At 40.1% G+C, this 16,428-nt stretch carries 14 protein-coding genes; 2 read left to right on the top strand and 12 right to left on the bottom strand.

All coding sequences use genetic code 11. From position 1 onward, the window contains the following. Window positions 1-188: 188 nt before the first annotated feature. The 8 genes from AC58DT_RS02310 to AC58DT_RS02275 form a co-directional block, all read right to left on the bottom strand. Window positions 189-1,313, bottom strand: coding sequence for a tetratricopeptide repeat protein (locus AC58DT_RS02310; RefSeq protein ID WP_497215170.1), 1,125 nt, complete (start codon window positions 1,311-1,313; stop codon window positions 189-191). Further along, window positions 1,297-2,865, bottom strand: coding sequence for a helix-turn-helix domain-containing protein (locus AC58DT_RS02305; RefSeq protein ID WP_497215169.1), 1,569 nt, complete (start codon window positions 2,863-2,865; stop codon window positions 1,297-1,299). The genes AC58DT_RS02310 and AC58DT_RS02305 overlap by 17 nt, the downstream gene beginning before the upstream one ends. A gap of 34 nt (window positions 2,866-2,899) precedes the next feature. Further along, the gene (locus AC58DT_RS02300) at window positions 2,900-3,376 is read right to left on the bottom strand and encodes a DUF4199 domain-containing protein (RefSeq protein WP_497215168.1); all 477 of its coding nucleotides are present in this window, start codon (window positions 3,374-3,376) and stop codon (window positions 2,900-2,902) included. Window positions 3,377-3,474: 98 nt separating this feature from the next. Continuing rightward, window positions 3,475-4,125, bottom strand: a complete 651-nt coding sequence (locus tag AC58DT_RS02295) for a DUF1579 domain-containing protein (protein WP_497215167.1) — start codon at window positions 4,123-4,125, stop codon at window positions 3,475-3,477. 207 nt (window positions 4,126-4,332) lie between these two features. Continuing rightward, window positions 4,333-7,692, bottom strand: a complete 3,360-nt coding sequence (secA, locus tag AC58DT_RS02290; protein WP_497215166.1) for a preprotein translocase subunit SecA — start codon at window positions 7,690-7,692, stop codon at window positions 4,333-4,335. 193 nt (window positions 7,693-7,885) lie between these two features. Continuing rightward, window positions 7,886-8,107 carry a DUF2795 domain-containing protein gene (locus AC58DT_RS02285; RefSeq protein WP_014782927.1) on the bottom strand — a complete coding sequence of 74 codons (222 nt, stop codon included), beginning with the start codon at window positions 8,105-8,107 and terminating at the stop codon, window positions 7,886-7,888. Window positions 8,108-8,326: 219 nt separating this feature from the next. Continuing rightward, the gene (locus tag AC58DT_RS02280; protein ID WP_497215165.1) at window positions 8,327-8,899 is read right to left on the bottom strand and encodes a cob(I)yrinic acid a,c-diamide adenosyltransferase; all 573 of its coding nucleotides are present in this window, start codon (window positions 8,897-8,899) and stop codon (window positions 8,327-8,329) included. Between the two features lie 107 nt (window positions 8,900-9,006). Then, window positions 9,007-9,255, bottom strand: coding sequence for a helix-turn-helix domain-containing protein (locus tag AC58DT_RS02275; RefSeq protein WP_497215164.1), 249 nt, complete (start codon window positions 9,253-9,255; stop codon window positions 9,007-9,009). A 180-nt stretch (window positions 9,256-9,435) separates the two neighbouring features. On the opposite strand from AC58DT_RS02275, the gene AC58DT_RS02270 reads away from it, so the two are divergent. Both AC58DT_RS02270 and AC58DT_RS02265 read left to right on the top strand, forming a co-directional pair. Next, window positions 9,436-10,926, top strand: a complete 1,491-nt coding sequence (locus AC58DT_RS02270) for a zinc metalloprotease (protein ID WP_497215162.1) — start codon at window positions 9,436-9,438, stop codon at window positions 10,924-10,926. 53 nt (window positions 10,927-10,979) lie between these two features. Further along, window positions 10,980-12,359, top strand: a complete 1,380-nt coding sequence (locus AC58DT_RS02265) for a T9SS type A sorting domain-containing protein (RefSeq protein WP_497215161.1) — start codon at window positions 10,980-10,982, stop codon at window positions 12,357-12,359. A gap of 61 nt (window positions 12,360-12,420) precedes the next feature. Here the strand turns inward: AC58DT_RS02265 and AC58DT_RS02260 are convergent, their stop codons facing one another. The 4 genes from AC58DT_RS02260 to AC58DT_RS02245 form a co-directional block, all read right to left on the bottom strand. Next, window positions 12,421-12,597 (bottom strand): hypothetical protein, encoded by a 177-nt coding sequence (locus AC58DT_RS02260; RefSeq protein ID WP_497215160.1) that lies wholly within the window; start codon window positions 12,595-12,597, stop codon window positions 12,421-12,423. Window positions 12,598-12,734: 137 nt separating this feature from the next. Then, window positions 12,735-13,433, bottom strand: a complete 699-nt coding sequence (locus AC58DT_RS02255; protein ID WP_497215159.1) for an ABC transporter ATP-binding protein — start codon at window positions 13,431-13,433, stop codon at window positions 12,735-12,737. A gap of 99 nt (window positions 13,434-13,532) precedes the next feature. Further along, window positions 13,533-14,255 (bottom strand): O-methyltransferase, encoded by a 723-nt coding sequence (locus tag AC58DT_RS02250; RefSeq protein WP_497215158.1) that lies wholly within the window; start codon window positions 14,253-14,255, stop codon window positions 13,533-13,535. A 254-nt stretch (window positions 14,256-14,509) separates the two neighbouring features. Next, window positions 14,510-16,381 (bottom strand): ABC-F family ATP-binding cassette domain-containing protein, encoded by a 1,872-nt coding sequence (locus AC58DT_RS02245; RefSeq protein ID WP_497215157.1) that lies wholly within the window; start codon window positions 16,379-16,381, stop codon window positions 14,510-14,512. Between the last annotated feature and the right edge of the window lie 47 nt (window positions 16,382-16,428).

Here is a 16,428-nt window from a genome sequence, read left to right as displayed (position 1 = left end):
TTTATTGATTTAATAGTATTCTTTTAACTGAGGGCTAAAGTATGTGGTGTTATACTATAATAAAAGGAACTATCTTTTGAAATTCACGAATTTCGAAAGTATAAAATATCTATAAAAAGCTGTATATCAAGTCTTTTCAGAAAATTTTATTAAATTTTTAAAATGAAGTGTAAAAAAGGTTATCTCGCCTAATTTTTTAGTTTTTCTTGAAGAATTTTAAGTTTTTTCTCTCCAGAAATGAGCAGTCGGATTATCATGCCCAAAGCAAAAATGATGAGTATTATCAGGCCGATTTGAATAGGGCTATAAAATTTATGTAAGGTGCCAATTTCTTCCGCCTTGCTTTCCGTTAGGTTTATCAATGATTTGTTTACTGATTTTCTCTCCGCTTTTTTTGTCTGTTTTTGCAATGACAGAAATTTGCTGTGAAAAATGGTGTAATTTTCCCAATCGTGCAGGGCCAAATAATTATTTGCCAGCCCATCATAAAGTCCCTTGTTTAAAATTAAATCGCCAACATTTTCTGATGTCTGGCGGGCATTGTTTAAAAGAGTTATTGCTTCATTATATTTTCCTTCCAGTGTTTTTGCTTCGGCCAGCCCTTTTTGTCCAAATGCAATTAAGCTTTTTGCTTCTGCATTTTGTGCATAGTCAATAGAATTTAAAAAAGTGGTTTTTGCTTCATCAACTTTATTGAGAGTTAAAAGACAGTTCCCTTTATTATAATAGCAGATGCTGAGGTTGGCGTTTCTTAAATGTGGCTCCTTGGCTTTTTCATAAGCTTTAATTGCTTTGTCGAAATATTTTAATGCAATTTCACAGTTCATCTGTTCCCGATAGATAAAACCCCTTAATGTTGCATTATAACCTAAAAATGATTGAACGGAATCTTGCGCTGGATACTTTTCAATCAATAATAATGATTCATCCAAATAATCAATTGCCTTGTCATAAATCTGTAACTCTTGATAATGGCCGGCAATTCTGTTAAGGATGTTCATCTGTTGCCGTTTGTTTTTTATATCTGGAATTAAACCTTTAATACGCTCCACATATTCCGCAGCTTTGTTATAATCTCTTTTTGAGGAATATGCGGTTGAAATAGCAAGTAATGCGTTTACTTTGTTCTTTACGGATGCATCAGGATAATTGTATGCTTGTTGGGCTAGAAGTATTGCCCTATCTGGGTTTTCATATATAAGGACATTGGCTTTTTCCAATATGCTGTCCACCTCTTTTTGGGCATAGGCAGTTTGTAAAAGCAACAAAATGCTTAAGAGTACTAAAATTCTTACATTATTCTGCTTCCTCATATTCTTCCGCATAAATTTTTGATTGCTTTTTTTGGTCTCTTAGAAGTTCTATGAACACCGTAGGCGGTATGCCCGTAACGGCTTTAAAAACAGTGGCAAAACTGCTGTGTGAGGAAAAACCGCTTTCCTCGGCTAAATAACTTATTTTATACTGTAGATAGGTTTTGTTGTTTTTAAGTCTATCGGTAATGTAATTTATACGCAGTTCATTTATATAACTGTTGAAGTTTTTGTTTTTATAGGTATTTATTATTTCAGAAAGGTACTTGGTGTTTGTTTCAAACTGGGAGGCTAGCAGGGCTAACGACATATCCTGTTTGGTGAATTGCTTTGAATTTTCAAACTGGTTCAATTTTTTTATCAAGGCCTCTTCCGTTTCCTTGGGAATGTTCATTCTTTTGGAAACCTCTTTTTCTGGCAACGTTTCTATTGGGTTTTGTTTCTTTTCAAAATAGTTTATAAAACGTTCATACTGTCTGGCCCTATTTCTATACCGGTACCTCAAAATTGCCCAAGTGAGCAGTAAAAGAAATAAGATGCCGCCCATAAGCATAAGATTATTTTGGTATGCTTTTTTCACCTTCTCTTTTTGCTCCGTGTGGTTATCGTTTATATAATTGTAGAGGGAGTTAACGGCCTTGTCTTCTTCAACTTCCACAGTATTTGTAATTTGGCTACTTTCAGTTCTGTTGGAATAAAAAAGTGAGGCTTTGTCCAATGCCAAATAAGTAGCGGAAAGCCCTTCCATTATTTTTGAGATATAGGGTTTGTTGTTCAGGTTTTCTGAAATCTCCAATGCCGCTTGATAGGAGGTGAGCGATTGGTAATAGTCTTTCTGCAGAAAGTACACTTTGCCAAGCTGATTAAGGGTAACCATCTGTAGAAAATTATTGGGTGGAGCTCCTGAAGTATTCTGGAGGGTCGATTGAAAAAACTGCTTTGCTGAATCAAGATTTGTAGCGGGCAGATAGGTTTCAATTAGTACCGCAGTAGTTTGGTTGCGGAGTATTTCATCGGGAATTTCGTTAAAAAATGAATTAGCATTTATAAACTTTTGTAATGCTTGTGAATAATTTTCTGTTTCTAAAAATGTATAACCTTCAAGTAATTCTGTTCCGCCTTTCAAATACGTAGCAATTTTTTGTTTGTTTGTTTCTCCCACAAATGTCTTCGTCCTCAAAAAATATTCTTTTGCCACTACATCCATTCCCAATTGGTTAAGCAGGACAATGGATGAGACACTTGTTTTAACCACCATTTCCAAATCCTGGGCACTTTCTGCCAGTTTTTTTGCTTCTATGTTTGCTTTTACTGCATTGTCATAATTCCCCATGACGGTAAACGCTTCGGCATCCAATAAATGGGCCTGAATGCGCTGTGTGGAATTTGTGGTTTTTTGAATTATATGTTCCGCTATCTTAACGGATTCCGCAGGCTGGACATACAAATTATTCTGGGCTTCCAGCAACATATCGGTATAGTCGTTATTGCTTTGGCCGAAAATATCTAATAGAAAGAAGAAAAAAAATATGGTAGTTAAAGTAAACCGCATAATCAAATCAACAAGTGTTCAAGGTACGGAAAAATTACTTTTTCCTCACAAAGATTGCAACCACTGCCGCAGTAATAACCCCAAAACCGAAAGCTCCAATGGCAGATTGCCACATATAACTGTTTATGTTGAAATAGTCGTTTGCTTTTTCACGGGTCATCAGATCGTTGGTTACGGAATATTCTATCACATTATTAAAGTATTGGGGAGTGATATAATTATGGGTAATGTATTGACCCAAGGGCGAAAGCAATGCCACAAAAACACTCAGAATAACTCCTGAAATAAAGCCCTGAAGCCAAGTGATTCTTCCGCCGTAAACCCGTCTTCTTTTTTCGCGCATTTCCAATAGATACATCAGTATTGCGAAAGGAGCAAACAGAAGGGTGAGCCACTGATGGTCCGCAATCTGCTCTTCGTGCCAGCCAAGCGTTTTTTCAAGTAACATCCACGAAAGCATGGTGATGGTGAAAATGACTGCCCATTTAAACTCGATGAAAATCTTTTTCATAGTAGTCTTATTTTTGAGTTTAAAGATACTCCATTTTCCCAATAAAAAATCCCGAGAAACTTAGCTCGGGATTTGAAAATAATTGTTTGGAATTAAAATTACGCTCTTTTCATCAAGATTTCCATGGTTTTTACTTCCTTGCCATCAGCCCCGATTTCGTACATTTCCATTCGGCGGGTGTTCTCATCCACTATAGTATATACCTCGCGTACCTGCTTGTCTTTGCCGGTCATGGGATCAACCATAGTGCCGTTTAGTGTAGTGGCTTTTGTTGCTTCGTCGTACGTTCCGCGTAGTACGCCCAATCCGGTACCCATATTGTCTATCCAGGTAGAAATATATTCGTCGGTGGCATTGTCATAGGCAAGTGTAGATTGGCCCTCAAAGTCCATTCCCATCATTTTACCTGAATAGTTACCCACTTGGTAGCGACCACCCATGATCATTTTTATATCGGCAGTTGATGTGGCTTTTTCTTCCTCTGGCCCCATCCAGAAAGTCATTTCGTTGTTCCATTTGCCTACTTCTTCGGCCATCATTTTATGTGGCTCGCCAGGGGTCATATAGGCCTCCCAAGCTTTTTGCATCGCGATAGAATCCATAGGTTCTTCTATCATTTCGGGTTCTTCAGTAGCAGTTGTGTCTGCCACTACGGTAGTGTCTTCCGTTACCATTTTTTCTTTTGTGTTATCGTTACAGGAAATAAATACTAGCGATAAACATACTAATGTAAATAGTGCTTTTTTCATAATGTTGATTTTTTAATAGGTTGATTTTGAAATCTAAAATTATGAAAAACTTCCTCATTTACGACTTTAAGATCTATAAATAATTGATAGCCAAATAAAAGCAAGGCGAATGGCAAGCACTAAGTTTCAGTATTCAACATAAAAAATCCCGACGCAGATACATCGGGATTAATATCAATATTCTAAAAATATTTAAAATCTAAATCTTCATTCATCCACAAGCACCCAATCGCCCTTATCGAGCAATGGAATAGCTTGTTTGAATTTCATGGTTTTGTTTTCACCGCTCATCACGTGCTTAATAGTAACTTTATCGTTGCGGTTTATTTTTGGGCGTTCCCGGGTAATGGTTTCCGTTACCTGTTGGCGCTGGGGTTGTGTGTTTCCAGCGGCGCGTGACTGTGCAGCTCGCTCGTCCATATTTGGAATTTCGTCTTTTTGCTCACTAAGGTTTTCTTTTCTTTTTACCTCGCGTGCTTCCTGAATTTGCTGTTGGTTTTCCTGGGGCAATTCTCCTTTGAAAAGGAAGGAAATAACATCCTTGTTCACTTTCTCAATCATCGCCTTAAAAAGTTCAAAAGCTTCAAATTTATAGATAAGCAAAGGATCTTTCTGCTCATGGACCGCCAGCTGTACGGATTGTTTCAACTCGTCCATTTTACGGAGATGGGTCTTCCAGGAATCGTCAATGATGGCAAGGGTGATATTTTTCTCAAAATCATTCACCAATTGCTTTCCTTCGGTTTCGTATGCTCTTTCAAGATCGGTAGCCACGTTCAGCGTTTTTACACCATCTGTAAATGGAACCAAGATTCGTTTGTATTTATCCTTTTGGGTTTCATAAACATTTTTGATAACCGGGAAAGCCATTTCAGCGTTACGGGCCATTTTATCCTGATAGTGAACATAGGCCGCTTTGTATATTTTTCCGGCAATTTCGCGGGCATCCATTTTCTCAAATTCCTTTTCGGAAATAGGGGAGCTCATGGAGAAGAAACGAATTAATTCAAATTCAAAATTCTTATAATCCTGCGCCATTTTGTTGCTCTCGGCAATTACTTCGGCAGTGTCGTAAATCATATTTGCAATATCCACACGAAGTCTGTCGCCAAACAATGCGTGGTATCTACGTTTGTAAACCACCTCCCGTTGGGCGTTCATTACATCATCATATTCCAGCAAACGTTTACGGATTCCAAAGTTGTTTTCTTCCACCTTTTTCTGCGCGCGTTCAATGGATTTTGAAATCATACTGTGCTGAATAACCTCGCCTTCCTTCAAGCCCATACGGTCCATCATCTTAGCAATTCGCTCACTTCCGAAGAGGCGCATCAAGTTGTCTTCCAAGGAAACATAAAACTGCGAGCTTCCCGGATCTCCCTGACGACCGCTACGGCCACGTAACTGTCTGTCCACGCGACGGCTATCGTGCCTTTCGGTACCTACAATCGCAAGTCCGCCAGCTTCTTTTACTTCCTTGCTCAGTTTAATATCCGTACCACGACCCGCCATGTTGGTGGCAATGGTAACAATTCCGCTTTTTCCCGCTTCGGCTACAATGTCTGCCTCGCGTTTGTGGAGTTTTGCGTTTAAAACGTTGTGGGGAATGTTACGGATGCTCAACATTCGGCTCAATAATTCTGAAATTTCTACGGAAGTGGTACCGATCAAAACAGGTCTTCCGGCTTTTGAGAGCGCTGTAACTTCCTCCGCTACGGCGTTGTATTTTTCTCTTTTGGTTTTGTAAATTTTATCTTCTCGGTCAAATCGCGCAATTGGGCGGTTGGTTGGAATTTCAACAACGTCCAGTTTATAGATTTCCCAAAGTTCGCCAGCCTCTGTTACCGCCGTACCGGTCATCCCTGAAAGCTTGCGGTACATTCTGAAGTAATTCTGAAGAGTAATGGTAGCAAAAGTCTGGGTCATGGCTTCAATCTTCACATCTTCCTTCGCTTCAATAGCTTGGTGAAGTCCGTCGCTGTAACGACGACCGTCCATAATACGACCAGTTTGCTCGTCCACGATCAAAACCTTGTTTTCCATCACCACATATTGATCGTCCTTCTCAAAAAGCGTATATGCTTTCAAAAGTTGGTTCATGGTGTGAATACGCTCACTCTTTACCGAAAAATCACGGAAAAGTTCTTCTTTTTCGGCAACTTCTTCTTCTTTTGAAAGTCCTTTGTTTTCAATCTTGGCTATTTCGGTTCCAATTTCTGGCATTACGAAGAAATCGGGATCGCCTTCGCCCGAAAGATAATCCACACCTTTATCGGTAAGTTCTATCTGGTTGTTCTTTTCATCTATAACAAAGTAGAGCTCGGCATCAACCTTTGGCATTTCGCGGTTGTTGTCGCTCATATAGTGGTTTTCGGTTTTTTGCAGAATTTGCTTTACCCCTTCTTCCGAAAGAAATTTTATAAGTGCCTTATTCTTTGGCAACCCGCGATAAACGCGTAGCAATTGAAAGCCTCCTTCTTTTTCATCACCTTCCTTTATAAGCCTTTTGGCCTCGGCCAGTACGCCTGTCAAATATTTTTTCTGGACTTCAACAATATTGTTGATTTTTGGCTTTAGCTCGTTGAATTCGTGACGGTCGCCTTCGGGCACGGGCCCAGAAATAATAAGCGGTGTACGGGCATCGTCAATCAATACCGAATCCACCTCATCTACAATGGCATAGTGGTGCGGACGCTGTACAAGATCGTCTGGCGAATGCGCCATATTATCACGCAGATAATCAAAACCAAATTCGTTATTGGTTCCATAAGTTATATCAGAGAGATAGGCTTTTCTTCGCGCTGCGGAATTGGGACGGTGGTTGTCTATACAGTCCACTGTCATTCCGTGAAACTCAAACAAGGGAGCCATCCACGCGCTGTCACGTTTTGCAAGATAATCGTTTACGGTTACAAGGTGAACGCCGTTTCCGGCAAGGGCGTTGAGGTACATTGGCAGCGTGGCGACCAAAGTTTTACCTTCCCCAGTTTGCATTTCGGCTACTTTTCCTTCGTGAAGTGCAACCCCACCGATTAGCTGAACATCGTAGTGTACCATATCCCAAGTAATGGGTTTTCCGGCGGCATCCCAAGAGTTTTTCCAAATGGCTTTGTCGTCTTCAAGGGTTACGTAGTCTTTATCTGCGGAAATCTCGCGGTCAAAAGGGCTTGCGGTAACAGTAATGGTTTCGTTGTTTTTAAAGCGCTTTGCGGTTTCTTTCATTACGGCAAAAGCTTCGGGAAGTATTTTGGTAAGGGTCGCTTTTTCAATTTCGTAGCGGTCGTCCTTAAGTTTGTCTATTTGATTGTAGTATTCTTCTTTTTTGTTGATGTCCTGCTCTTCCTCAGATTGTTTTTCAAGACTGTCAATTTGTTGTTGCACCTCCTTTTGGGCGTCTTTTATTTCTTTTCTGAAGAAATCTGACTTCGCCCTAAGTTCATCGTGGGAGAGTTTTTCTATTGCTGCTTCGTGTTTCTTAACTTCGTTTACAAGCGGCTGTATTTCGCCAATATCTTTTTTTGATTTATCGCCTACAAAAACTTTTAGTACGTTATCTAATATTCCCATGATGTGTGTTTATTTTGAAGTGTTGCAGCGCAGCACCTTTTTGTCAATTTTGTTTTTTAGCCACGAATTCACGAATGTTTTTTTATACAATCATTCGTGAATTCGTGGCGATATTTTAAAAGCTTTTAAATAAAAAAAAGCCCCGTAAAAGAGACTTTTTATATTATTTTAATTGTTTCCCAAATCTTTGGGATTAATATTCATCCTCGTTCCAAAGATAATCATCGTCGGTTGGGTAATCTGCCCAGATCTCTTCAATAGAGTCATAAGAGTCTCCCTCGTCTTCAATTGCCTGAAGGTTTTCCACTACTTCCAGTGGAGCACCGGTCCTGATCGCGTAATCAATCAATTCGTCTTTGGTTGCGGGCCAGGGTGCATCGCTTAAATAGGATGCTAATTCTAATGTCCAGTACATAGCACTTTAGGTTTTAATTTTCTGCAAAAGTAATTTTTTAGATTAAAAAGTCAAGAAAAATCCAAATTATTTCTGCTATATTTTAAAGAACGTTTTTAAATGTTTGATTGTAAGTAAATTACATATTTGCTTATAGCTCGGCTTTTTAACGAAAATATTGAAAATCAATACATTTTGTCATTTTTCACAACCGACAACCGACAACCGACAACCGACAACTCACAACTTCTCCGGAATCCACTGCGTCTCTTCCGCGTTTGTGTCTTTAGACAACTTCCGTGCCAGCACAAATAGATAGTCAGATAGTCGGTTTAAATACATAAGTACCCGTTCATCAATGGGCTCATTTTCATTTAATAGCGTGGTACGGCGCTCTGCGCGACGACAGACAGTGCGGGCTATGTGACAATATGACACGGTAGTATTTCCGCCCGGCAATATAAAATGTGTCATGGCTGGCAGGGCATCGTTCATCTGGTCCATTTCATTTTCCAAAAGCGTTATGTCTTCCTCGTCAATTTTGGGAATGTTGAGACGTTCCTTGCCGCTTTTCAGTGTGGCTTTCGCAGGGTCTGTTGCTAAAATGGCACCCAAAGTAAAAAGTCTATCTTGTATTTGTGTTAATATTTCTTTGCTGCGTGGGTCAATTTCCTGCGTGCGAATCAATCCAAGGTATGAGTTAAGTTCATCTACAGTGCCATAACTTTCAATACGGATGTTGTGCTTAGGAACCCGTGTGCCGCCGAAAAGGGCAGTAGTGCCTGCATCGCCGGTTTTGGTATATATTTTCATTATAGGGATGTGGTTTTGGACAAATTTACGAATAACCCAATTAATGGATAGGCTAAAAAATCATTTAATAAATTCGGTTAAATTGATGAAAATAGTTTCTTGGGTTGTTACAAATTTTCAAGTAGCTCGGGTATGGAAAGGTTTAAGGCTTTAGCTATTATGCCTATAGTTACAATGTTCGGAGTGACTTTACCTTGTTCTATTTTGTAAATATATTGCCTGTCTTTAAGGGTAAGCGTTGCCAATTCCGTTTGGGAGAGTTTGTTTTTCTTTCTTGCCATTTTAATGGCCAAGCCCAAGTTTATGGGAAGGCTCTTTTTAAGTTTTGAAATATCTTCTTCACTTACATTTGGCATGCAAGCAAATTCTTAACATATTTTAAAAAACTTGTAACCTTATAATACTACATTTAAAAAATAAACCTTATTTAGAAAGTGATTTTTTAAAATTATTGTTTAACTAAATACTGTTTTATGAGACCAACCACGTTATTTCTCTGTTTTATTTTTTGTATTTTTATGGGAAATACAAAAAAGATGTTTGCCCAAAGTTATTTAGACACTTGCGCTACCGAAAGCACAGAAAGTTCTGACGCTTCAGGAGCGTTCAGTTATTCCACGGCTCCATTGGATCCCAGTACCGATGATCCTATTGTTTTGAACGTATTTTTCTGGCAAGTACAAAAACCCGATGGATCCTACGGCTGGGGTGAGTTCAGTGAGGACAAGGTATTGGAATGTATTGCCAAGCTGAACATTTTTTTCAATCAATATAATATCTTTTTTAAGTATAGGGGCTATGATTCCTTTACAACCCCCGCAAACCTTCCACTGGTGAAATATGAGTTAGTGGACACCAATGGTGACGGAATACCGGACACGTATCAATGCGTAAACTATCCCGGCCAATACGACCCTGATGGTTATGGTAATGTAGGCAGATGTCAAATCGGTCAATTTTTTAATTATGCAGCAAACAACCATAAAACGCCAAATGCCATAAACATCTACGTGCCCTATGGTTCAGAATTTGGAGGTGCTGCCAGAGGCGTAGGCAGCGATATGATAATATTAAAGGCAGACAAGCTAAATAGCGTTACTACTACTCATGAAATGGGCCATGCCCTAGGGCTGTACCATACTCGTTCTAAAACAAATGGATGCTCCAATAAGGAACATACTACAAGAATAGCAACGCCTCCTCCTTGTAATCAAAACGATGATTATAATGCCCCTTGTGCCGATGACAATGTTGTGGATACTGCTGCCAATACGTGTTATTATCATTTTGACAACGGAGTGGGCTTTTGCCCATACGTGAATGAAAATTGTGAATACTTCGGTACTGAAAAAGATGAGGATGAGGTGCAATATCAAATTTTCCCTGAAGATGTCAAAAACGCTATGAGCGATGCCTATTGTTTTGATTGCATAGAAGATTACTTGACTCCCGGTCAGGTTCGCAGAATGCGGGAAAAAATCGGGGCCTACCAACCATTGATAAACGCTACCACAACGGTGGCATCTTTATATGAACCCTATAAAGGGGAATATTATGTGGTCGGACCCTTGCCGCCGCATTACATTCCGCCCCATTTCCAGCCCGGTTTTGAGTACCGTTTTGTGGAATGCCGTTGCGAATGTCCGGAACCGGCCGATTATAATGACATTTCGTTCTATTCCAACAACAACACCATCCTTTTGCAGATAGATAAAAACGAACAGGATTACAGCACCATTGTCCATCCTAACCATTCTGCCATATTGATAAAGCACGAAATAGGTTCCGTCTTTTACCCCCAGGCAAGGAGGTGTTACGACAACTACAACCGAAAACCAACGGATGGCAGAATTACGAGGTTTAACGACAATGTGTTTAACACCAACATAACCGTAACGCCCAAAGATTCATTGGGTATAAACAATCCTACATTGATAAATACCTTGGATCCAGGACTCTATAAAATAGAGGAAAACTATCAAGACGGTAGCACGCAGCAGACTGTTATTTTTAAAGAAGCGAACTGATTTAACCACGTCCGGAAACTCAAAATATACGTCTCCGGACGTTCCCTATTGTTATGAAACTCTTACTTTTTGTCATATTTGTTTTTGTGGCACCCAAAAGCCTGGCTCAATTTGGTACAGAACAGCTCATTGGTACAGATGCGGCACTCCCCGTAGTGGTAACGGTAGCCGATATTGATGGCGATGGCTACCCCGATGTTATTTCCGGGGCACGCTCTACAAATGGCGTATCATGGTATAAAAACCTTGATGGCCAGGGTAGCTTTGGGTCGTTGCAATTGATTGTCGATCTATCAGAAATTTATGGTGTTAGTACAGCTGACTTGGATGGCGATGGTGATACTGATATATTAGTGTCGGATACATACCAAGATAAGGTTTTATGGATAGAAAACTTGGATGGGGCGGGAACTTTTGGACCTCCAAAAATAATTGATAACAATGCGGATAATGTTAACGATGCCATAGGGGTTGACCTTGATAGAGACGGTGATTTAGACATTCTTGCGGCTATAGATCAACAAAATACAGCTGCTTGGTACGAAAATCTGGATGGTCTGGGCAGTTTTTCTGCCCGAAACCTCATTTCTTCTAACTTGCTTGGCTGCAGATCGGTTTTTGCTGCCGATATTGACAATGACGGCGATCTTGATGTGGTGGCCAACTCGGCCAATACGGTTACCATTTCGTGGTTCGAGAACCTGGACGGGCAGGGAAATTTTGGGTCGCAAAACATTGTGGCAGGACAGGCTGCATACGTAGCCGATGTTTTTTGTGCAGATATAGACGGCGATGGCGATATGGATATTATGGGCTGTACCAATGGCGACGACCGTGTGGCCTGGCACGAAAATCTCGACGGGCAGGGCACTTTTGGGCCGCAACGGGTCGTGACCAATGAAGCCTTGCAGTGTACCAGTGTTTTTTGTGCCGACCTGGACAATGATGGCGATGTGGATGTTCTATACGGTTCAACGGAATCGGCCATTGTGGAGAACTCTGAGATCGCCTGGAGCGAGAACCTTGACGGTCTCGGAAACTTTGGGCCAAAACAGGTAATCGGCAACGAACTGAAATTAACCCGGGCCGTGTGTGCCGCCGATATCGATGGCGATACCGATATGGACGTGTTTGCCGCTTCCCAAAATAACAATAAACTTGTATGGTATGAAAACTATATGATTTTGGGGGTAATGGATAATTCACTCAGAAATTTAAGGGTTTCCCCTAATCCAAGCAGTGATAAAATATTCATTGATTCAAAAAATGAATCTATTGAAGAGATCGTTGTCTATGACATTTTCGGGAAACGACTTTTTTCAGAAGAAAGGGATGTAAAAGAACTTGATATATCCCATCTTCAAAATGGCTTATATTTTTTACAGATCACTACTCACAATGGAAGCTTAATAAAAAAGATTCTGAAAAATTAAATTTGGTAAACTTGGTTCCACCTTCTTGTATAATAATGTCCATTACCGCCACTACAACTGACTACCGCCCACTTTCTTTTTCCCGTTCCTTTTTCCGCTCGTAATAGCTACTGCGGAAATTTCTATTGCGACGTGCTTTCTGGTTTGAAGCATTGCGTTTGTTCCAAAAATAGAGAATGGCAAGCAGCAGGATTCCGCCAATTATTAAAACGAGGGGATTTGAAAAATCAAGATTCATACTTCAAAGATAAAATATGAAAGGGGAAGTGCGAAATTTGAAATATTTATTTTTAGGCATGAGCCATTAGGAAAGTTTTTTTGAATCTACAAAATTCCAAATTCCAAATTCCAAATTCCAAATCACCAATTAACGAATCACGAATTAACCATTTCTTTCTTGGTGTCGCTCTCAACAATCCCGTCCCGAAGTCTGATAATTCTATGGGCATTTTCAGCAATATCCTCTTCGTGGGTAACGAGAATCACTGTATTGCCAGCTTTGTGGATTTCGTTAAAAAGATTCATTATTTCTTCCGAAGTCTTTGAGTCTAGATTTCCCGTCGGCTCATCAGCCAAAATAATGGAAGGATGGTTTACTAGAGCCCTGCCAACGGCTACACGTTGCCTTTGACCACCGGAAAGTTGGTTGGGTTTATGGTCCATTCGGTCGGCCAAACCAACATCAGTCAATACTTGTTTTGCGCGTTCGGTGCGTTCGCTTTTTGAGGCGCCCGCATAAACCATTGGTAGCGCTACGTTTTCGAGCGCCGTGGTGCGGGGCAGCAGGTTAAAGGTTTGAAACACAAACCCTATTTCCTTGTTTCTTATTTCAGCCAATTCATCATCGGTCATATTGCTCACATCCTTTCCGTTTAGCTCATAGCTGCCGGAAGTGGGGGTGTCCAAACATCCCAAAAGGTTCATCAAAGTAGATTTTCCCGAGCCGGAAGGCCCCATCAGCGCTACATACTCACCGCGCTCAATGTCCAAATCTATTCCCTTTAATACTTTAACCACTTCGTTCCCAAGTGGAAAATCGCGAGTGATATTTCGGATTTTAATAACTAAACTCATAGACGTTTTTCAATATGCTTAATAGGACGCAAAGGTAAGCGTAGTGTTACAAAATATTCAATAAACAATAGAATCTACAGTAATCATAGTATCAATTCATCAAACCCTTATCACAAAATGCTGTTTCGGCTGCTCTTTTCTGAAAAATACCAATCCCCATTGAAAAGTATCGATGCTTACCGTTACTTTTTCATTTGCGATTATTTTCTGCCAAGCCTCAGTCATATCCTTGCTCCAGTATATATCGTCAAAAATAATGATTGAATCATTATGGATATTTTTTAAAAGGGAATTGAAATAACCGAAAGTCCTTTCCCCATTGTGGTCGCCGTCTATAAAGATTAGGTCATATTTTTCTGTCCCGAGGCTTCGGGATTCTGAAAGGAATTCACTAAATACTTCTTGATGGATTTGAATATTGTGCAGATTGAATTTCTCAAAATAATCCTGTGCTTTCCCTAATGTATTCGGGCAACCTTCCACGGTATTAATTGCTGCAAATTCATTTGAAAGTGAAAGCGCAACCGTTCCCAAACCCAGTGAAGTCCCAAGTTCCAAAACATTTTCACTGTTGAAATATTTCGCCAAGCGGAATAGTAGCCGTTGTCGCTTTTTGCGCATTCCCGCATTTTTCAAAACCGCGGAAACTTTTCTTGCGCTGCCTTTAAAAACACGCGACCCTTGACCAAAATCCTTCATTTCAACCATTGAAGTGTCACTTCGCAAAGCCTTTCGGTGCGATTTCAGAATTTCATATTCGGGATATTTCGTTTTATCGTTAAAACAATTTGTTACTAAACCATAAACAAAAGGGGAGTGCACACCGTGCTTGTTTTTGGAGAGCCGAACAAATTTTATGTAACTTTTTGATTGGTGGATCACGGGGGAAGTAAAGTGTTAAGTGTTAAGTGTTAAGAGTTAAGTGTTAAGAGTTAAGGGTTAAGGGTTAAGGGTTAAGTGTAGAAGCATAATTCAAATATAATTCTTTTCTTCCTTTGCGCTTTTGCAGTAAAATAGCACTACAGAGACGCAGAGAACGCAGCGTTTCCAATAAATAATAGCAATAAACAATAAAATTATCCCTCCATTTTCGCAGAAAGCTCAAACCAACGTTCTTCCTTCGCTTCAATGGAATCGATTATTTCCTGTAGTTTTATGGATTGTTTGTCAATCTCTTCGCCGTCCCAGTTTTCGGTGGCGAATTTATTTTGAAGTGTTTCCCGTTCCTTTTCCAGATTGGCAATTTCATTTTCCAGTTTATTGTATTCCTTCTGCTCGTTATAACTCAGTTTCGCGGGACCTGTATCCTGCTTCCAGTCTCTTTTTATCTTTGGCGCTGCTTCGCTGGCTTCTCGTTTTTCCTGTATATTACTATCCTCGTAAACTCTAAAGTCTGTATAATTTCCGGGGAAATCTTCCACTTCGGCATTTCCTCTGAAAACAAAAAGATGGTCTACAATTTTATCCATAAAATACCTGTCGTGGCTCACTACCAAAAGACAGCCAGGAAAATCCAACAGAAAGCTTTCCAAAACATTCAGCGTAACAATATCAAGATCATTGGTAGGTTCATCGAGAATCAAAAAGTTTGGGTTTTTGATTAAAACCGTACACAAATAAAGACGTTTGCGTTCACCACCGCTCAATTTTTCCACAAAATCATATTGCTTTTTTGGGTCGAATAGAAAACGTTCCAAAAGTTGCGATGCCGAGATCTGCCGACCTTTTTTCAACGGAATATAATCGCCGTACTCGCGGATTACGTCAATCACTTTTTGACCTTCCTTAATATTTATTCCGGCTTGGGTGTAGTAGCCGAATTGCACGGTTTCGCCCACAACTACTTTTCCCGAATCGGGTTTTAAAGCTCCCGTAAGAATATTCAAAAAAGTAGATTTTCCCGTTCCGTTTTTCCCAATAATTCCAACGCGTTCGCCACGATTGAAGTTGTATTCAAACTTGTCCAACAAAACTTTATCCCCAAACGATTTTGATATCTTATGAAGCTCCACAACTTTGGTTCCCATCCGCTCCATATTCAGTTCCAATTGCACTTGGTGGTCATTTCGGCGCTTGCTGGCGCGATCCTTTATTTCGTGGAAATCGTCAATCCGGCTTTTACTTTTGGTGGTTCGCGCCTTGGGTTGGCGGCGCATCCACTCCAGTTCCTTTTTAAAAAGCTGCTTCGCCTTTCCTGTTTCGGTGGCTTCGTTTTCTATCCGCGCGTCGCGTTTTTCTAAGTAATAACTGTAATTTCCTTTGTAACTGTAAAGCGTTGCTTCGTCCAATTCCACAATTTCGTTACATACGCGTTCCAAAAAATAACGGTCGTGCGTAACCATAAACAGTGTGAAATTTTCCTTTGCAAAAAGATTTTCCAGCCATTCAATCATTTCAAGATCCAAATGGTTTGTTGGCTCATCCATTATCAACAAATCGGGAGTAGTAAGCAATGCGTTTGCCAGAGCGAGACGCTTTTTTTGTCCCCCGCTCAAACTCCCAACTTTGGCGTGTAGGTCTTCCAGTTTCAATTTGAAAAGAATCTGTTTGTAGCGCGTTTCAAAATCCCAGGCATGGTGGGCATCCATGGCATCGAATGCTTTTTGGTATGCTTCGGAATCGTCGGGATTTTCAATCGCGTGCTCGTAATTCTCAATAATTTTGAGAATAGGATTATCTGAATCAAAAATGGTTTGTTCTACTGTTAGTTTAGGATCCAAATCGGGTTCCTGTGGCAAGTATGCAATTTTCAAACCTTTTCTGAAAACAACATTGCCCGTATCGGCCTTATCGTTTCCGGCAATTATATTTAGAAGGGAAGTTTTTCCGGTTCCGTTTTTGGCTACGAAGCCTATTTTTTGTCCCTCGTTTATTCCGAAGGAGATATTTTCAAACAAAACCCGCATCCCGAAGGACTTGGAGATATTTTCTACTGAAAGGTAGTTCACGGTTTATATTTTCGGCAAAAGTACTGCAAATGTTTAATGAATAATAT

This window comes from Aequorivita sp. CRS11, from assembly GCF_059693805.1.
Note: the sequence above shows the minus strand (reverse complement) of the source record. Positions and strands in the feature narration are given on the sequence as shown.

Excerpts from the sequence above, each read along its gene's own strand:
- AC58DT_RS02310 (WP_497215170.1), bottom strand. The coding sequence starts at position 1,313 with ATGAGGAAGCAGAATAATGTAAGAATTTTAGTACTCTTAAGCATTTTG.
- AC58DT_RS02305 (WP_497215169.1), bottom strand. The coding sequence starts at position 2,865 with ATGCGGTTTACTTTAACTACCATATTTTTTTTCTTCTTTCTATTAGAT.
- AC58DT_RS02300 (WP_497215168.1), bottom strand. The coding sequence starts at position 3,376 with ATGAAAAAGATTTTCATCGAGTTTAAATGGGCAGTCATTTTCACCATC.
- AC58DT_RS02295 (WP_497215167.1), bottom strand. The coding sequence starts at position 4,125 with ATGAAAAAAGCACTATTTACATTAGTATGTTTATCGCTAGTATTTATT.
- secA (WP_497215166.1), bottom strand. The coding sequence starts at position 7,692 with ATGGGAATATTAGATAACGTACTAAAAGTTTTTGTAGGCGATAAATCA.
- AC58DT_RS02285 (WP_014782927.1), bottom strand. The coding sequence starts at position 8,107 with ATGTACTGGACATTAGAATTAGCATCCTATTTAAGCGATGCACCCTGG.
- AC58DT_RS02280 (WP_497215165.1), bottom strand. The coding sequence starts at position 8,899 with ATGAAAATATATACCAAAACCGGCGATGCAGGCACTACTGCCCTTTTC.
- AC58DT_RS02275 (WP_497215164.1), bottom strand. The coding sequence starts at position 9,255 with ATGCCAAATGTAAGTGAAGAAGATATTTCAAAACTTAAAAAGAGCCTT.
- AC58DT_RS02270 (WP_497215162.1), top strand. The coding sequence starts at position 9,436 with ATGTTTGCCCAAAGTTATTTAGACACTTGCGCTACCGAAAGCACAGAA.
- AC58DT_RS02265 (WP_497215161.1), top strand. The coding sequence starts at position 10,980 with ATGAAACTCTTACTTTTTGTCATATTTGTTTTTGTGGCACCCAAAAGC.
- AC58DT_RS02260 (WP_497215160.1), bottom strand. The coding sequence starts at position 12,597 with ATGAATCTTGATTTTTCAAATCCCCTCGTTTTAATAATTGGCGGAATC.
- AC58DT_RS02255 (WP_497215159.1), bottom strand. The coding sequence starts at position 13,433 with ATGAGTTTAGTTATTAAAATCCGAAATATCACTCGCGATTTTCCACTT.